Origin of the sequence: Iodobacter sp. CM08 (assembly GCF_033446605.1) — a bacterium.
In the GTDB taxonomy this organism is placed as follows: Bacteria; Pseudomonadota; Gammaproteobacteria; order Burkholderiales; family Chitinibacteraceae; genus Iodobacter.
In genome coordinates this window covers 1-16,025 of sequence record NZ_JAWQUO010000046.1, presented here as the reverse complement: position 1 = coordinate 16,025, position 16,025 = coordinate 1, and the positions used below count along the sequence as shown (strand labels likewise).

General features: G+C 44.9%; 9 protein-coding genes. 5 read left to right on the top strand and 4 right to left on the bottom strand.

Translation table 11 applies throughout. The features are described from left to right. Positions 1–3 precede the first annotated feature (3 nt). From R6242_RS19475 to R6242_RS19460, 4 genes are read right to left on the bottom strand one after another with little or no spacing between them, the layout of a single operon-like run. On the bottom strand, positions 4–3,945 hold the full coding sequence (locus tag R6242_RS19475) for a hypothetical protein (protein WP_318430088.1): 3,942 nt from the start codon (positions 3,943–3,945) through the stop codon (positions 4–6). A gap of 31 nt (positions 3,946–3,976) precedes the next feature. Further along, entirely contained in the window at positions 3,977–4,216 is a 240-nt protein-coding gene (locus tag R6242_RS19470) for a hypothetical protein (protein WP_318430086.1), read from the bottom strand. Positions 4,217–4,228: 12 nt separating this feature from the next. After that, a complete protein-coding gene (locus R6242_RS19465; RefSeq protein WP_318430084.1) occupies positions 4,229–4,882 on the bottom strand; it encodes a hypothetical protein in 654 nt (217 codons plus the stop codon). Positions 4,883–4,899: 17 nt separating this feature from the next. Next, positions 4,900–11,073, bottom strand: coding sequence for a strawberry notch C-terminal domain-containing protein (locus R6242_RS19460; protein WP_318430082.1), 6,174 nt, complete (start codon positions 11,071–11,073; stop codon positions 4,900–4,902). Positions 11,074–11,297: 224 nt separating this feature from the next. Here R6242_RS19460 and R6242_RS19455 point away from each other — a divergent pair, with 224 nt between their 5' ends. From R6242_RS19455 to R6242_RS19435, 5 genes are all read left to right on the top strand, one after another. Then, the gene (locus R6242_RS19455; protein ID WP_318430080.1) at positions 11,298–12,110 is read left to right on the top strand and encodes a hypothetical protein; all 813 of its coding nucleotides are present in this window, start codon (positions 11,298–11,300) and stop codon (positions 12,108–12,110) included. 13 nt (positions 12,111–12,123) lie between these two features. Beyond that, positions 12,124–12,360, top strand: coding sequence for a hypothetical protein (locus tag R6242_RS19450; protein WP_318430078.1), 237 nt, complete (start codon positions 12,124–12,126; stop codon positions 12,358–12,360). 161 nt (positions 12,361–12,521) lie between these two features. Then, positions 12,522–14,090 (top strand): hypothetical protein, encoded by a 1,569-nt coding sequence (locus tag R6242_RS19445; protein ID WP_318430076.1) that lies wholly within the window; start codon positions 12,522–12,524, stop codon positions 14,088–14,090. A 96-nt stretch (positions 14,091–14,186) separates the two neighbouring features. Continuing rightward, positions 14,187–14,684: a hypothetical protein gene (locus tag R6242_RS19440; RefSeq protein WP_318430075.1), complete on the top strand. Its 498-nt coding sequence runs from the start codon at positions 14,187–14,189 to the stop codon at positions 14,682–14,684. A gap of 408 nt (positions 14,685–15,092) precedes the next feature. After that, entirely contained in the window at positions 15,093–15,797 is a 705-nt protein-coding gene (locus R6242_RS19435) for a transposase (protein ID WP_318430072.1), read from the top strand. Positions 15,798–16,025 lie beyond the last annotated feature (228 nt).

The following is a 16,025-nucleotide window of genomic DNA, read 5'->3' as shown; positions in this document are numbered from 1 at the left end:
GGATTACATCTCGAAGGCGGTTGCTAAAGTGTCATTCACAGTGAGAGCGCGTGGTGCTGGAATTGGCGTTTGATCTTTTGGTTCAGATTGCACTTGTCCAGACTCAGGCGAATAAACGATGATCTTCCTCTCCCCAGCAGAATATCTAAGCTGTGAGGCAACTAAAACAGCGATTTTTTCATTGCTTTCCAGTCGCTCTAAATTATGAAAGCTTGCCTCACTGACCTCATCGAGTACCGTCTTAAAGTCAGCGCGATGGGGTTGAGTTAAATCATGAAGAATGCTGACCTTTGCACTCGATGTTGAGCTGGATATTTCTGAAATCGCTAAATCAAAAAGGCTCTTGAGATCTTCATCCCGAAACGCATTTTCTTGAAGTAAGTCTTTAATGACGCCATATGCCTCAGTAACCACTGGATACTGGAAAAGGGCTTTGACCACTTCATGTGGATTTTGAATCTGAGAAAAAGAGGAACGAGTCAGGATGGTATTAGGGATTTTATTAAACTCGGTGTGGGCCTTCACTTTACCCGCAATATCCACCTTCAATTTAGTTTCTGTTGGTACATTCAAGAGTATCTTCACTGCTTTAATAATGGCGTAGTGCAGGTCTTTCCCGGATGACATGGTCCAGCGCAAAACATTGCCATCATTGTCGTTCATTGCAAACACGTGTCTCACACCATAATCACTATCAACATCGGTTACTTTGTTAATGAAAACAGAAGTTTCTAATTTGTGATCTTTGCGGCCAACATGGACGGAATTGCTATGCTCAACCGTCTGTTTTTCATCCCGGAAATAGGCAGTTGGCAACGAAACCAATGTTGCGAAGGCATGATGATTACTTTCAAGGATGATGTCTGATTGAGCAATATTGGATAAATTCAAATGGTACGCATTGTCTGGCACCAAAGATTTAGCATACCCAATGGCTCGTTTTGCTTGATCGCGCTGAAGAGTAAATTCTTCGGACTCGAGAAGCACATCAGTAGAGTATTTATTCAGTAATTCAGAAACATGATCACGAGTAGAACGAGTCATTAAATCTTGAGCTTTTGTTGAGGAGATGTATTGACCATCACGCGCAAAAGCAATAAACGATGCAATAACAACGGCTTCTACATCATACGCAACCCCCCCCTTGTCTGAAATTGCATCTTGGAATTCAGCAGCTTCCGGGTTTTGGAATCGAATAAATTCGTAAAATTTAGCGTGGTTTAATAGGTTTTTTGGATCAAGCCCGATGTAATCTTCTACGCAGGTAGAGCCCACCGTCTGAAAGTCACCTTCAGGCGTTTCTACAATAAATGCTGTTTTCCGATTGCGGTCTTTTTCACAATGGTCGCATGGTACGTTTTCTTCTTTCGTTGTTTCGATCAATGCGCCCACATAGTCCAGCAGATTCCCTTTTGCACTCTCAGTTGGAGCACCAAGGGATGAAAATGTGGGCGTATTCAGTTCATCAAGCTCCAATTTCCCTAAAATGGTAAAACCATTCCGGCGGATAATTTCAAATTCGATGTCTGCATATGCGAGTTGAATGATCTCATCCCCCGCACGTGGCTTCTTGTCGCCAAGAGGCTGGATCGACCTTGTAAATCCAACGTCCTCCCCCCCCTTGCCAATCTCATTCGTCACAATTACGCGAAAAGCCTCTGTACCTGAAGAAAGAATCTTTACAGGTGGAACATCATATTTTTTGGCTTTCTTATTCAGCATTTCTAAAATGCTACTTTGTGCATTTTTGGCGTTGTCGTTATCCAGGATATAGACATGTGCCGTATTTGAAAGCAGTTCAACGGGGATGACTTTATCAGCTGAAGTTTCATTGACAGCTTCGTCGTTGGCCGCTTGGTAACTTGCTTCTTTCGTATTTTCAGGCACATCAAGTACGCCTTCATCTTCACCAGCATGTGCGATGTCATTATCTAATTGAGATAAGCGTGAAGAGTGCTCAGAGGCAGCGGATACATCAGGCAGCGAAGTCGGTACAGAGGTAACCACTGGCGATGTTGTTGGAAGCTCAGGCACCACAACGCCATCAAACTCAGCACCTGCCTCAAACTCTGCCTCTGGGGTGCCAGCATCAGGAGCAGTAGGTGTTGGTGTTGCAGGCAGCTCAGGCACCACAACGTCATCAAACTTAATACCTGCACCAAACTCCGAAACGGTGGTGCCAGCATCAGGGTCGGCAGATGTTGTAAGAAGCTCAGGTACTTCAACGTCTTCAAATTCAGGTTCATCAGAATCAGCAGTTGCAGCTAGAGCTGCAGCTGCAATATCAGCAGCCAATGGATCATTTGCATACATGACTGCTTGCTTTAAAGCGAAGTCTTCTGTTGCGAGTAATGCATATTCGGAAACTTCGAGCCGTGGAAGCTTAAATTGTAATTCTTCAATGGGGTTAACGAGGTACGTACCACTTTGAATAGTTTTCTTAACAAATTGTACTTTCGTATACCCCAGTTTAATCAGCTCATCAATAAACTCGTTACCTGGCATTTTTCGAGGGAAACCCAATTTAAATTGGGTAACCTTGTCTATGCCTAATTCTATTTCAGCCGCCTTGTTCCTGGCGACATCCAGCTTCTTCACACGAGCGGATTCTTCACTTAAAAGCTTAAGCTGTTTAAGACGCTCGATATCATCATTTTTTTGTTCCTGTGAATACCCAGCAAATGCATAAATCTGTTCGCGCCGATTCGCAGCACTGCCCGTTAGTTTTTGACCAGTTACTTTAGAAAATGCATGGGCAGAGCCTTCAATGCCAAATAACGATTTACCTTCCTGTCCATATGCATCAATTAAAAAAGCAACGTCTTTTTCGCTAATCGCCATTGCCAGCTTCGTGGCGCGTTCTAAATGAAATGAAGCCTTTTGATTATCATCACCTTGCTTTTTATTGTAAAAATCAGCCACTAACGTAGCAATCGTATTGATCAGTTTTTCAAGTGACACTTGATCAGCCGGAATCGGATCATCTGGCTGAACTTGTTGAGTTTGGCTAATGACTTCAGGCTGCACAGCACCACTACTCAGTAAAGGCAGAATGACATCATCAAATTTTTCTTCTTCTGCAGCTTCAGACTGAATAGTCGTTGATGCTGTTTGTGGTGCTGCACCATGTTCACTATCAAGGTCGGCTACGTTTTGACGTGCGGTTGAGAGAGATGGAACAGCGACATCATCAAACAGCTCATCATCTTGTTCAGGTGTTTGCCCTGTTGCTGACAAATCCATTTGCAAAGAAATGTGGTTTTCGTACTTCGCCCACATGCGGGATACGTCGTCCTGAGCCATTTTAAGTTCAGTCATTAATTGATCGTCAATTTTGCAACGTTCAATAATCGATTTTGCCTCACGGTCGAGGTTTTTCCCCCTGGACAGATTTTCTTGAGCAAAGCCGGTTATAGCTGTCAGCATCAATTGAATATACTGCAGCTCCTCTTTGCTGGTTACAACATGGGGGATGAGATCATGCAGCCGCGACATAGACCCGTAACTAGATCGGAAAGTAGGTATGCCTGCAGGATTGATTTGATGATTGAAACCTTGATCTGCAGCGACAACCGCATTAAGCATCTCAAGGTAGATGTCCATACTCTTAGTAGAATTAGGATCTTTGCTGGCTTGATCAAGAATCCGAGAGGATGCCTCTTGGTAACCGACTGGATGCTTTTTGTACTCCTGCACAAATAGATCAAATGTTTGCTGAGATTGCACAGCTCCGTTGATACCATCATCGAAAAGCGTGAGGCCTGCATTGTTAATGTCATAGGTGTTCAAGTGAAATGGCTTAAACAGCTCGCTAAAGCCTTTCGCGATTTGGGTCAGCTCATTGTTGTACTTCGAAATATTGTTACTTTGATCAATCAGTTCATTTGGAGCATCAAATGAAAAAATTAGCTGGTTTTCATTGCGTGAAGGTTTACGGCGGGCCATAACGGGTTCCCTGACTATGTCTTGAAAAAAATTAAAATTCAAACGCTTGAGCGGCAGGGCCAGAACGCTGAATATCGAGAGATTTAGTGGCTGTGTTTTCTTTTTCGGCCTTCAATGAAATCCATTTTCCGAAGCCTTCAACCGTCTTATTTAACCCGGCTAAGACGCTATTCATTTCTTGGCTGGCTGGCTCCGTTAAGGCGCGAGCTTCTGCACCCGCGATCAACCCTTCCTGAGTCCATGTCGTCATTTTGATTGCGCTCTTTTCCATGTGGACGGCTCCTTAACTTTCAATGAATGCGAAGTCTTCGCACGCGAAGAGTGAGATTTCCTCTGTGACGATTTCTTTACTGGGCGTGTAGACCAATGGGATAGTGTTCACATTGTCAAACTCAATCACTTCCATTTCATCAGATTTAAGCTCGATATGAGCCAGCCCAATTTTTTTGGCGGTTTCATCAAAGGCCCGCACCAGACGCATATTTTTAAAGTCGAGTTTGATTTCAAGTAAAACGACAGGCAGAGATGTATCAGGGGCATCCTTTGGTGTAAATCCCAGTGTGCAGATATAGAGACTCTCCTCTCCGACATAGACCGTGTGGATCGGGAGTTGACGTAGCCACTCATACTCTGGGAAGTTAACCAGTAAATAAATGCACGAATCATCGTCCGGATAACCAAATTGGAATGCCGCACTGAGGTTGCTGCTGACGGAAAGCATGGCCGATTGATCAATATTCAAATGACTCAACTCAGCAGGCAATGCCTTCAATGGCTCTGTATGGGCTTGCACTTTACTAACCCAGTCCAGTAACAATCGAAACCCGTTGTATGCACTGAGCAGTGCATCAGTGCTTTGCTCTAGTGGCTGAGTATTCCCCTGACGCCATTGAGCCGCTACTTCACGCCAATTTTTTGCTTTAGTTTCAAAATTCATGGTTCTGCCCTCTTGTTTTAAGCCAGTTCAACACTGTCAGCGGCTTTGTTAGCTTTAAGTTTTTCGGTCCGCTCAGCTAGTATTTCCCGAGCAGCTTTTGCCTTTTCTTGCGGGATATAAAACGTCATTCCATGGGTATGGATGAGATGTTCAAGAACGGGTTGAAGCTTGTCGTGCGTAATTAAAGCCTCAAGGTTCGGACCATACTTGGCAGGGTTAAAAGACAAATCAAATTTATTGCGATGCGTTTTTCCAGGGATCGCCGTGAGCGCTGGATCCGTCAGCAGTTCACCCCCATGTTTTTTGATGCTTGGAATGCTAAGGGTGTAATTTACTGGGGCGCTGTACGCGTTAGGCATTGGTTTGATGTACACCACATTTTTAAGTAACTCATCCGCGCTCCTGTCATTAGTAATTGTTGTGTATTTGGCTGGTTGAGGTGAGAACGCTTTAGGATTGAATTCAGGCGTGTTCAGAATGGTCACCAGCAGTTCAGCGTTTCGAATTGGCTCTTTCAGTCCAATAACCTTTTCTAACGCAGCATGAGCGTTCTTAACTAGCACGCCGTGGTGGTTATGCAGAGAAGAGCTAAGATCACTCCGGGTAAATGTGATTTTTGTGCCTAAATTCTCGGCATGGGCTTGTGAAAGGGCCATGAAAATATTGCCTTCAAGAATATGTACCGAGCTCTCCCGTAAGCCTCCTTCGATCAAGTCAAATTCACTGCGCAATCCCGCTGATAAAGTCGGATCACCCTTTGGCTTCATAATCCGCAAATTGGTCATTTGATGAAGAGAATTGAGCGATGTTTGAAGAATGCCTCGCACGCCAGGTATCGCTAAATCAATATGCCAATGCGAAATGGCGCACAAATGTCTGGAGTCTTTTGGTGGCGTAATTTTCGTAATCAAGGCGGTTTTAAGTTCGTCCTGAAAATCTGTATATGACAGTAGAGAGCCCGGACGAGCTAATGGTAAAAATTTATCCATAGCCCATTCAATCGCCGTATTTACGGTTTTAATTCGGCTCTCGCCCTTATCACTTAATGCATCAAGATTGGAGGCAAATCGCGCAGGACGCATCGTGGCCAAGTGGGATTCTTTAAGTTCGCCCATTTCCTCAATGAGTCCGACCGGGTAGCCTTCCTCATTCATGCCGGGGGCCAAATTGGCTAATGACGAACGGATAGCGGCTGCTACTGTGTCAAATCGAATAGGCTCTACGATTTCTGTGTACTTGTACGTTGAGAGTAAAACGGGCTTCTCGAAAATGGATTCAACGTTCATGTTGGCGGGATCACCAAACAGGACGATTTGATCTACTAATTCAGCCTTAATGTCCAAATGTTTGGATTTGAGTGGGTTGATTCCTTTGGACTCCAGAATCTCAATTTCAGCCTCAAATTCATTGACCCATTCTTTATATACTTTAAATTGCTGCTTGACGGGCAGCATACTCATGCGGCCTGACAATATGGACGCGTATTTTTCAAACGGCCAGGATTGTTTTTCATCTGGCAAAGAAATCGACATGTAATTCGCTAGTCGAATGTTTTCTTCTAACAAGCGTTTAGCTGCCGTACCGCCTATGCTATTTAATAAATCAGGGCAGTAATCAATCTTTGTTTCGCTTTGCCGGTTACTGGTTGACGATGATGAGAGCGAACGATTTTTGTTGTTAAACATCATAATCAAACGGTCTTGAGCAGGAAGACCCAGCAAAACATAGGTGAATGTTGGTGGGTTCAATTCCCCCCGACGCCCTACACGACCATCGATCTGGCGCTCTGTATTAACGTCACCTTGCAGCTCCCACTTGATCATGTTGCGCTGGCGCGTATCGTACCCTTCAGAAGGTGAACTATGCAGCGATGACCCTGTACTGCCTGCTTCATTGAGAATCAAGACGTCGCATTGGCCATTATTAAATAGCTTGGCAATTTCTCTTCTTGCAGATTTTGAGGTTCCTTCGGGCCTCGGAACAATGGCGACCTTGCCACTTGGAAGGAAGTTTGCCTTGTGAGACCGGCCTGTGATTTCTTGGACGGAATACCCCTCTTGCTCAATTTTGTGGCGCAGGTAATCAATAGGCATCATCGGCAGATCAGGCATGAGCATGATGGTGTTGTAGATTTCTTGTTCTGCGGCCTGATATTCAGGGCTGTCCGGGCGCTGAGTTACAACATTGCCATAGCTACTTGTAATCTTGATTGTTCCAATCCGATCTAAGTAACGAAGCAACATATCTTTAATGTCGAGAGGTTTTTCTATAATCATTTCCCGACGTGAGCTGTATGACTCTGTGGGTGTTTCCGACTCATCAAAATCATTATCGTCGTCGTTTAAATCTTTTTGATTCACGGCCTTAAGGTAATCGGCAAGCAGTGCACCACCCGTTAGATTAAGTGCTACGACTGGTTTTTGATTACGGCGTAGAGCGAGCAAAGTTTGTTCAACAATGTCGTCTGCTGAAAGCGCCATAATGAATGTTTTATTAATATTGTAAAGTCGGGACGCAAAGTTCGTTGATGAGGCACCAAAACGCGGTTTGTCCGTTACGCCTTGATCATGAAGTAGCTCAGCATCACGCGTAAAGTCCGAGTTTAATTCGCCAACCAGATGCGCGACCTCTCCCGATAAAAACATCATTCTTCGGATAACCGTAGCAAATTGGTCTGCATACTCAATATTTCGTTCGGAATGCTCCGAAGGCACATACGTCCGCTCATATGTTGAAGTGTCATGACAACGCACTGCAGCCAAGCCTGATTTTGTGATTTCGGACATCAGCGCTTCCTGCATGTCATTGGGAGAAATCTTTACTGCATTTAAAATATCGTTATGCGAAAGATTGCTACCTCCCAAAGGAATAACACCTTGATAAATCTTAAGATTGGCAGCGCCTTTAATAGGAGTGCCAGATCCAAGCATGGTATGGTGACCATTGTTTCGTGAATTGGCTTGAGCGTAGCTGAGGTTCTCGCCAGTATTGGAATTACCCGCTGCAGCATGCGATTCATCTAATACAGGAACAACATTATGGTTGGCTGTAATGTTGAAGAACCAATTGACACGGTCTCCACCATGCTCAGAGGTGGGCAGTCGACAAAATTGAGAGTAAGTCGTATAAATAATGTCAGTACCCTCTGGGATTTCTCCCTGGCTAATATATTCATTTAGCTGGGACCGTGACGGCGACTTAATTTTTTTGCCTGATGGGGTGGTGATGTACTCGCCCGAATTCAAAATTAATGGGCGCTTAAACATGTGGGCCTTGCCAATATCAACCATGTCCCGGCTATACATGTCCGTAAACAAGTTGGCTGACTTCGTAAAGAACATAGGAATGATCCCTCTGCTTTTTTGCCATGCCATAAACGCAGCAAATACACGCCCTTTCCCTGTCCCTACGGAATCACCGATTAAAAAATCCTTTTTATTAAGTGCGGCTTCTATGGCCATCGCCAAAGCATCCACTTGCTCTGGCGATAAACGGCCATCTGCATGCTGTTCATCAGTCCACTGCATTTCCCGTGCGACAAAACCATCAATGCCACCGATGTGTTGATATTTATCATCAATCTTTTGCAAATGCTCTCTAATCGCACTGGCCATGTTGATCGGGACCATGGTCGTCGCATTGGCTACTTTCGACATGGCGATATACGGGGTGTAGATGGATTGAGTCAGCTCTCCACCAATATCTGCTGAGGCTGAGGCTGAGGCAGCTGGCTTTTGTTCTTCCGAGGCACTGCTTTCTTGTAACAAGTCTGGTACTGGGGGTGAAATGGCGGAAGAAGGTTGTTGAGACAGTTGCGATAGGATCGAATCCATCCCTGATTCAACAAATTCATGGTTCAGTGTCGCATTGAGTTCTTGGTCAATTGCCGGTGCCGGTGCCGGAGGGTTTTCTTCAACCTCAATCGCAACGCGAGCTGTGTCTGCCCAACGCTCTACATCTTCCATATTTCTCAATAATGGCAATGTGGTGATGGAAGGTTGGATCTCCGGAGCCGGGCGACGTGCGCCAATAGCTACGACAGTGATCGGCCATGATGCGCCCTGCTTCTTGTAAATGCTTCCATCCAGCACCGCCATCGAAACAGCCTTGTAGTGGTCAGCGATATATTGGAGCACGCGGCGAGTACCAGCACCCGTTGCAGTTGGGTTAACCGCAGAGTCTGCGCCTAAAAGTAGAACAGCACGGCCATCGGGCTTCCGCTCATGCAATGCTTTCAGCGCGAGAATATGGTCGAGCTTACGCAAGACAATAGCTGGCTCGTTGCTTCCTTTAGGCAATGGAATGACGTGATTGCGTTCAGTGTCAGCAAAAGGAGGATTCACAACAACATAATCGAAGCCGTCTTGCTCAAATAAGGTTGAGAAATCAGTGTTGGTTGCATCTGCCAAGTAGACAATAGGTGCACAAACGTCACTTTGATCAATTCGGGCGATCCGTTTAGGATCTAGTTCACCCCCGAAGCATTTCGCTACACCAGAAAAAGTCGATAGCAAAGAACCATGACCAACGGTTGTATCAAGAAACGTTTTCCCAGTAATTTCTTCACGGCTACCAAAAATGCTTTGCACTGCTACAGACAAATGAAGCGGCGAACTATATTGCTGTAACGCCATTTTGGATGGTGACATGACACCCATGCTGGGTTGAAGCCCGTGCAAAGCCCAGGCATATACCCGTATAGACTCTGCATCAGGAGCACTTCGAGACCACCGTTCCATTGCAAGCACTAAACCTCGTTCAATGCATTCCTCAAATTCATCTTCTTTAAAAGCAACCTCACGGCCTTCATTGACTACTTGTTTTAAATTAGCCAATTTCGCTAAAGAGTCATGACGGCCTAAGTTTTCTACGGCGTCAGCGAATAAATAGGCAGCCATTGAAGCGAGTTGACGCTGACCATTAGCGCCTTCGTCCAAGTAACCAAAACGAGCACTTGGTTCACCCTTCTTTTCCATGATGGGTGTGATATTGATTGTCCCAGCAATTGCAGCACTTTCCCGGCTTGGCGTGACCATCCGGCCATAGGGTGTAGCCCAAATCATTTCACCTTCATGGTTGCTCACCAACATGGTCGCTTGAGCAAATAGCTTGTCCAAATCAGGCAGTTGGGTGCGTGCACTGATTGCTGTATTAATTCGGTTCACAATTTCGCTTGTGAAAAGGGAAATGCCCTTTACTTCTTGCGGCTGTGAAACACACTCACGTAATGCAGCATAAATGGGCTGTAACTTAGCGATCCCACCTTCTGGCACCATAAAGTAAATGCCTTGAAACCGGGGGTCTGTTGACTCCTTAAAGCCCAGTTTGTCAATTGCAGGCTTAATGTTTTCAAGGCCATTATTGATGAGGGCTAGAACTGTTGTTTGGTGGTCCGGAAGCTTTGCAAAGCCTAAGTGAATATCCAAGGCTGACGCATCAATCCACTTTGTTTTTTGTTCATTTACGGGCTGTGGTGCTGGCTCGACGATGGGTTGAGCTGATGGCTCGCCAACAAGCGCGATTGGCTCCACTGGCGCTGGCTGATCGCTGGCCTTGAGTTGGTTTGAAAATCGTTCCGCTATGTAACCCAAGAGCGAGCTCGTTGGATCTACATCGACTTTAGGAGTGCCTAGCGTTGTGTTTTCATTCAGCGTCTCAAGCAGGATTTTTCGTAGCTTAAACCTGTTGTTCTTTGTCCGTTGAATATCCAGGTCAAAATCTTTGTCTGGGCCGATAGTCTTTTTGTCTTTCCATTTTGTCACCACAAAGCCTTCATCTAATCCAGCTTCAATACTTAAACCATCCAATCCCCCGTTCCAGCTCAGAATGAGAGGCGCGGTTTCGCTAATAGCGTCTACAACCAAATCCACATGCCCATTGCGAGCACTTTTGGAGCCCAGCACCAGTTCTAACGTCGAGAGTAAATTTTCGGAAAGTGGGGTGACGGTTGCAACAACTCTTAGTTGATTGCTGACGCTCAAAACGCGAGGGTTAGCTGTAGGTGATTCATTGCTAATAGTTTTAACTGCCCCCACCCAAACTGGTCTAGTTGGAGATGCATAAAGATATTGGGCTTCAAGTTCGGGCTGTAAAAGGTCCATCGCCATGGATTCATCTTTAAATGGGCGGCTGTAAAAAGACGCCACAAGCTGTTTAATACGAAGAGACTGAATCGCACCTAAATCAGACATTTTTTTCTACCAGCAAAATATTTAACACTGCTATTTTTACAGGATTTGCTTAGGTATAGGATGCAAAAACCTCTGGAAATGCATGCAAAAAGCACTTTTCGCACGATTTTCAGGCATTAATTGCTTTGCGTAGAAAAACAGTGCGCTGCTCAGCCTCTCTTGACTATTCGTAATTTACGAATTAACATTGATTCATATTTTACGAATTTATGGGGAGATGAAGCATGTTACAAAAAATTAATGCTGATCGGATCATGCGTGCTTTGTTTCCGCAAGAAGCACAAGTTTCTAACATGAAGGGGAGAATTGTTCGATTTAATACTGAAGAAATTCCAGTTGATAATCCACCAGAAACGACTAAAAATTCTAACGAGAAGAAAAATAAATTTCGGAACCCCGGCAATATGACGAAGGGGATATCATCAGCGGAGTTTAAAACAATCAGACAATACTTAGGTTTTACAAGCTCAAGACTGGCATATTTGCTGAAAGTTGATATCCGGACAGTTCAATATTGGGAATCTGGTCAACTAAACTCGAAATCAATAAATATTCCAGATTTTGCTGAATCATACTTGTTATATGCTGATGGGTTAATCAATAACAAAGCCAAAGAATTTGTAAATGATGTAATCAGATCAGGTAAAAGTAAAAAATTAGTTTTGTTGAAAAGATATCACAACGAAAAGCAAATGTTAGCTAAGAATGAATTTATGCATGGAATGCTAATCCCCACACATGTAGCCTATCTGGATCGAATTAGATCACTCCTTATTAATAAAGGAATTAAAGTAAGGGTTGATTACGTTCCAATTGCAGTTGAATATCGCTTTACAGATCACAATAGTTTTGTTGGGCATTCAAAAAAAATAATAATTAAAAAAGCTAAAAAAGCTAAAGAACGGATGACTCCTGCTGAATTTAAAACTTTACGTGAAGGACTGGGATTTACCGTCTCACGATTGGCAAAAATACTAAAAGTAAATATGCGAACGATTCAATACTGGGAGACAAATCAATTAAATGTATCCACATGATACTGCAGAATACATGTTGTTTGTTGATCGGCTTTTTAATGAAAAAGCAGTCGATGCGTTAAATGCGATTACTGCAATAAATCAAGAAAGCAGAGTAGTTAGTCTACAAAGATACAGGAATGAAAATAAATTATGGGATGAAAATCCTTCAATGGAAGGTCTTTCGTTGTTAAACCACGCGACTTACTTAATGCGCCTTCGCTATCTTTTAATGGATAATGGGTTTCAGGTTAAAATTAATTATTTATAAAATATATTTGCATAATAGCTATTGCCAAAATATAGCAAATATAAGACAATTTACTCATTAAATAATAAGTCATTGCAGAAAGTATGACTGACATAATTAATGTTTAATTAAGAACTTTCAGCCTCATTTTTTTACACAATCTCTTTACGGTTAAAGGTCAAATGATGATCACAAATAAAAAAACGCTTGCCCTCACTATTATCAGTTCGCTTTTGCTTGTGGCGTGTGGTGGTGGCGGTGGTGGCGGCTCCGATGCCCCTTCTAATCCCGGCACACCAAGCACTAACCCAACAGGCACTCCTGTGCCTCCCGTCCCTCCTGTGGTGCCTACTATCCCACCACCTGCATCAGGGGCTTCTATGGCCATTTCTCCTGATGCCGCAGCAACCTTCACCTATGAAGCCAAAGATGGATTTAATGGTGACTCTGCAAAAGGTTCTATCGTTACGGTTGGCGATGCAGTAATTCAGAAAATTGAATTCGGCCAAATTAATTTAAAACAAGCAGACTCGCCCTACTTTGCTTTGGCAGCAGAGCGTGACGCTCTTATTCGTGTCACAGTTACAGGGGCAGTTGCAAATTTAAAAGCGCCGAACTTAAAAGTTTCAATTACACGAGCAAGTGACAACTCAGTTGTATTTTCTCAAGTCGTAGCAGCCCGTGATGCCCAAAGGGTGCTGCCTGTTACCGCAGATAAAGCGGATATTTACTACGCAGCGTTTAATGGCCGTGATTTTGTAGATAATGGAAGCAATGCTGGTGTATGGACAGATCGTACTCAAGCCTCCGCCGAAATTAAATCGACTGATTTACCTGACCTGAACAGAAGCTATCTTATTCGCTGGCCTGCTGCTCAAGTAGTGGCTGAAAAGTTGATTGTAAAAGCCGAAATTGTGGACGGTGCTATTGTCGATAACAACCTGGCAAACAATATCAAACAAGCAGAACTTGAACCACGCATTTCAAAGCCATTAAATATTAAACTCGTTCCAATCCAAGTCGGCGGTCTGCTGCCAACAATGCCCAGCGATGACGAAATCCGCACTATTGCGATGAAGTATTTTCCACTTTCAACAGTAAACATCAGCCACAGAACACCTTGGGTTGCCCCTGAGTCATTGCTTGGCACTGGTATGACTGTAGATGCCGCTGGTGGGCAAGCTGCACTTGGGAAGCTTCTTGGTTATCCAAAAGCGGCAGGGCAAGTAGCGAACAATGTTTTTGCACAATTAGTAGACCAAGACGGCGCAATCACACCGACTATGCGCGAATACAGACCTGAGTTTTTCACACAAGATGGTAGCGTATTTAGCTCATGGTACTTAGGTATTGTGAATGCTAAAAACGTAGGTGGATTAACCATGGATGCATTTGGAACCATTATTGGTGATAATCATTTTGCGATTTACAAAGCATTAAGCAATGAGCTAGGCAATGGGCCCGGCTATTCTGATGATGTGGGCGTATGTGGGTCAATGGTTTCTTTAGATAAAAATTATCCTTACCCATCAGGTGGATTAAATAGTGTGTGGGGTATTGATTTAGTTTCGAATAAAGAAAAAATTACTTTATTCAATCCATCAAAACACTTCACAAGTGCTGGCTATTGTGAGCCAATCTGGAGTGCTGACTATCAAGTAAAAAAATGGTTGCGTGACTTCAAGGTTGGTGACTTGACCAGTGCTGAATGGAACAAAAAAGTGACTAAAGTTGATCCTTATCTTTGGTGATTGTAAATGATCCAATAACAAAACCCCCTGTGTCAGGATAGTTGAGATACTCCCTTTTCAGGGATTCCAACTTACTCAGGGGGCTGGTTACTCATCATGTCGCGTATTCCCAAGGCTCGTAAAGACGCCATTTTAAGCAAAATGCTTGCTCCTCATCCGATCAGTATCAGGCAGTTGGCATTGCAAGAAAACCTCTCCGAAGCCACGCTGTACAATTGGCGAAATCAACTTCGCCAGGAGGGGCGCCCCGTGCCCGAACATCATCGCAGCAGTGAAAACTGGTCTGCCCAAACCCGCTTTGCCGTGGTCGTCGAAACCATTGCCATGTCCGAAATCGAGCTCAGCGAATATTGCCGTGCCAAGGGTTTATTCCCAGAGCAGGTGAAACAATGGCGCGATCTCTCCATTCAGGCGCAGGGCCAGGCTGAAGTCAGCACGCCGGAGCAGGCACAGGAAAACAAAACCCTGCGCAAGCAAAATAAGCAGCTGGAGCGGGAAATTCTGCGTAAAGATAAGGCACTAGCGGAGGCGGCCGCATTGCTGATTCTGCAAAAAAAGGTGCGCGCCCTTTGGGGCGAACCCGAGGAAGACTGACATCACAGGACCAACGAGAGCGGCTGATCTCGTGGATCGGACAAGCGTGCCAAGCCGGTGCGAGCTTATATCGTGCCTGTGAAACGATCGGCATTTCGGTACATAGCTGGTATCGGTGGCAAGCGGCCGGTAAGGTGATCGCGGATCAGCGGCCCTTGGTCAAACGGCATGATCCGGCGAATAAGCTCAGTGATACCGAGCGTCAGGCGATTTTATCGGTGTGTAACAGTCCACGTTTTAACAGCGCTCCACCCAGCCAGATCGTGCCTATTCTGAGTGATGAAGGTCGCTATTTAGCTTCTGAATCAACGATGTACCGCGAAAATAACTGGGGTCAGAGCAAATTAAACCTCCCCCTCCTTCTCACCGTCCTATACTTCCGTCGTCCCATTTGCCCTCGGTCTCCCCATGGCCCGACTACCCAGAGCCTGCCCAGTTGATATTCCCCAGCATGTGATACAGCGCGGCAATAATCGGCAGGTTTGCTTTGCCAGCGAGCAAGATTTTGTGGCCTATGCTCATTGGTTGCTTGAGTATTCCGTCAAATATCAGGTTGAAATTCATGCCTGGGTGATGATGACTAACCATGTGCATTTGCTCTGCACGCCACGCACAGCAAATGCCGTTAGCGAGATGATGCAGGCTGTGGGCAGGAATTATGTGCGGTATTTCAACTTCAGCTACAAGCGCAGCGGCACGCTATGGGAAGGGCGGTTTAAATCCTGTCTGGTGCAGGAAGAGGGCTATCTATTGCAGCTTTATCGTTATATCGAGCTCAATCCTGTCCGAGCTGGGATGGTTGAACAGCCTTCCGATTATGTTTGGTCCAGCTACCAGATCAATGCCTTGGGTAAAGAATCGGCGCTGTGCACTCCTCATTCCTTGTATCTGGCCTTGGGTAGCGACCCCGCGTCGCGGCAGGCGGGCTATCGTGATTTATTTAAATATCATGTGGAAAATCAACTGCTGGCCGACATCCGCTTAGCGACGAACAAAGGCATGGCGCTTGGCAACGGGCGTTTTGAAGTGGAGGTTGCAAGCCTGACTGGGCGACGCATGACGGCTAATAAGGTGGGACGGCCTGTTGGTTGGCGGAAGAAATCCGAGGAATGATTGAGGCTTTTGCTTCTCTTTTTTTATGTTTATCGGGCAGCTGCTAGCCGATTTAACTTTACTCTGACCCCAGTTATTCTGACCCCAGTTATTCCGACTTGGTATATGAGGGCTGCGTCAATCACGGACACCACGCTTTGGGTTTATTTCTAATTTTCTAGCTCAAACTGCTTAGCAAATACCGCTGGTGCCTCGTCGTTCAGACGCGAATGGCGACGGATCCGATTG

What these genes read in the sequence shown, in the direction of transcription:
- R6242_RS19435 (WP_318430072.1), top strand. Translation starts at nt 15,093, where the DNA reads ATGGCCCGACTACCCAGAGCCTGCCCAGTTGATATTCCCCAGCATGTG.
- R6242_RS19460 (WP_318430082.1), bottom strand. Translation starts at nt 11,073, where the DNA reads ATGTCTGATTTAGGTGCGATTCAGTCTCTTCGTATTAAACAGCTTGTG.
- R6242_RS19470 (WP_318430086.1), bottom strand. Translation starts at nt 4,216, where the DNA reads ATGGAAAAGAGCGCAATCAAAATGACGACATGGACTCAGGAAGGGTTG.
- R6242_RS19445 (WP_318430076.1), top strand. Translation starts at nt 12,522, where the DNA reads ATGATGATCACAAATAAAAAAACGCTTGCCCTCACTATTATCAGTTCG.
- R6242_RS19455 (WP_318430080.1), top strand. Translation starts at nt 11,298, where the DNA reads ATGTTACAAAAAATTAATGCTGATCGGATCATGCGTGCTTTGTTTCCG.
- R6242_RS19465 (WP_318430084.1), bottom strand. Translation starts at nt 4,882, where the DNA reads ATGAATTTTGAAACTAAAGCAAAAAATTGGCGTGAAGTAGCGGCTCAA.
- R6242_RS19475 (WP_318430088.1), bottom strand. Translation starts at nt 3,945, where the DNA reads ATGGCCCGCCGTAAACCTTCACGCAATGAAAACCAGCTAATTTTTTCA.
- R6242_RS19450 (WP_318430078.1), top strand. Translation starts at nt 12,124, where the DNA reads ATGTTGTTTGTTGATCGGCTTTTTAATGAAAAAGCAGTCGATGCGTTA.
- R6242_RS19440 (WP_318430075.1), top strand. Translation starts at nt 14,187, where the DNA reads ATGTCGCGTATTCCCAAGGCTCGTAAAGACGCCATTTTAAGCAAAATG.